General features: G+C 38.7%; 1 protein-coding gene. It reads left to right on the plus strand.

What is annotated here, in order from left to right:
• The first annotated feature begins 643 nt into the window (after positions 1-643).
• Positions 644-1810: a tetracycline-inactivating monooxygenase Tet(X) gene (gene tet(X), locus KTQ90_RS13125; RefSeq protein WP_081106166.1), complete on the plus strand. Its 1167-nt coding sequence runs from the start codon at positions 644-646 to the stop codon at positions 1808-1810.
• Positions 1811-2005: the final 195 nt, after the last annotated feature.

Below are 2005 nucleotides of genomic sequence, written 5' to 3' on the forward strand. Positions count from 1 at the left end.
AAATTTAAACAAATTATTAATCAGAATTCTGTTGCATTTGCAAGTTGAATTCAGCCTTGAATTCAAATCACAGAGAAGTGAATAGACAGTATTACCCGACAGAGCAACTACGACAAAGCAATGCCATCAAAAAAAATGACAGCACACACAAAGCATAGACTGATTGTCTTGCCCTAAAAGATTGATTGGAATTTATTCAGGACTGCCTATCACTTAGATAGAAGTCCAAGGTCTGCTGAAATACATAATTCAAAAATTGAAATTGCTTGACTGCAAATTTAGTAACTTTGCTTGACAAATTAACGAGAAAGAAGAGAAAATGAAAGCCGACCGCATAACATCACCTATACGCAAGCAGGGGGTTCGTGCTTCGTAAGACAGGAAAGTGGTAAATTTAAAGTTCAGTTCATCGTAGGTAGCTTAGTGGTAAAAATCCCTGCCTGCGTATAGCTGCAAACCGTTGTTAGCAATCCGCTGCGCTCCTTGCTAACAATGGCTCGGCGACTTACGTCGCTTGCCGTAAGCCGCCGCTTCGCGGACTGCTTACAACAAGCGACTTGGCTAAATAGCTCCGCTTTTGTATCTTCGATACAGCTTCGCTACTTCGCCAATTCGCCGAGCCATTGTTATGGGCCATTTTTGAATGACAATGCGAATAGATACAGACAAACAAATGAATTTACTTAGTGATAAGAACGTTGCAATAATTGGTGGTGGACCCGTTGTACTGACTATGGCAAAATTATTACAGCAAAACGGCATAGACGTTTCAGTTTACGAAAGAGACAACGACCGAGAGGCAAGAATTTTTGGTGGAACCCTTGACCTACACAAAGGTTCAGGTCAGGAAGCAATGAAAAAAGCGGGATTGTTACAAACTTATTATGACTTAGCCTTACCAATGGGTGTAAATATTGCTGATAAAAAAGGCAATATTTTATCCACAAAAAATGTAAAGCCCGAAAATCGATTTGACAATCCTGAAATAAACAGAAATGACTTAAGGGCTATCTTGTTGAATAGTTTAGAAAACGACACGGTTATTTGGGATAGAAAACTTGTTATGCTTGAACCTGGTAAGAAGAAGTGGACACTAACTTTTGAGAATAAACCGAGTGAAACAGCAGATTTGGTTATTCTTGCCAATGGCGGGATGTCCAAGGTAAGAAAATTTGTTACCGACACGGAAGTTGAAGAAACAGGTACTTTCAATATACAAGCCGATATTCATCAACCAGAGATAAACTGTCCTGGATTTTTTCAGCTATGCAATGGAAACCGGCTAATGGCATCTCACCAAGGTAATTTATTATTTGCTAACCCCAATAATAATGGTGCATTGCATTTTGGAATAAGTTTTAAAACACCTGATGAATGGAAAAACCAAACGCAGGTAGATTTTCAAAACAGAAATAGTGTCGTTGATTTTCTTCTGAAAGAATTTTCCGATTGGGACGAACGCTACAAAGAATTGATTCATACGACGTTGTCATTTGTAGGATTGGCTACACGGATATTTCCTTTAGAAAAGCCTTGGAAAAGCAAGCGCCCATTACCCATAACAATGATTGGGGATGCCGCACATTTGATGCCGCCTTTTGCAGGGCAGGGAGTAAATAGTGGGTTGGTGGATGCCTTGATATTGTCTGATAATCTAGCCGATGGAAAATTTAATAGCATTGAAGAGGCTGTTAAAAATTATGAACAGCAAATGTTTATCTATGGCAAAGAAGCACAAGAAGAATCAACTCAAAACGAAATTGAAATGTTTAAACCCGACTTTACGTTTCAGCAATTGTTAAATGTATAAAATGGAATAAAACGGCACATAACAAACAAATTGGCAATAGAGCCGGTGAAGTACTTCTATTGAACTTTTGTGCAATGTTGAAGATTAGTAATTCTATTCAACATTTGTGCTAAAAGTCGGCTCCATCGCCAATTTGCCAGCCGTTATGCGGCAGCTTAAAAAAAGACGACACCAAACCAAAAAAATCATCTTGAC

The sequence above is a fragment of the Leyella stercorea genome, assembly GCF_019052365.1.
GTDB lineage: Bacteria > Bacteroidota > Bacteroidia > Bacteroidales > Bacteroidaceae > Prevotella.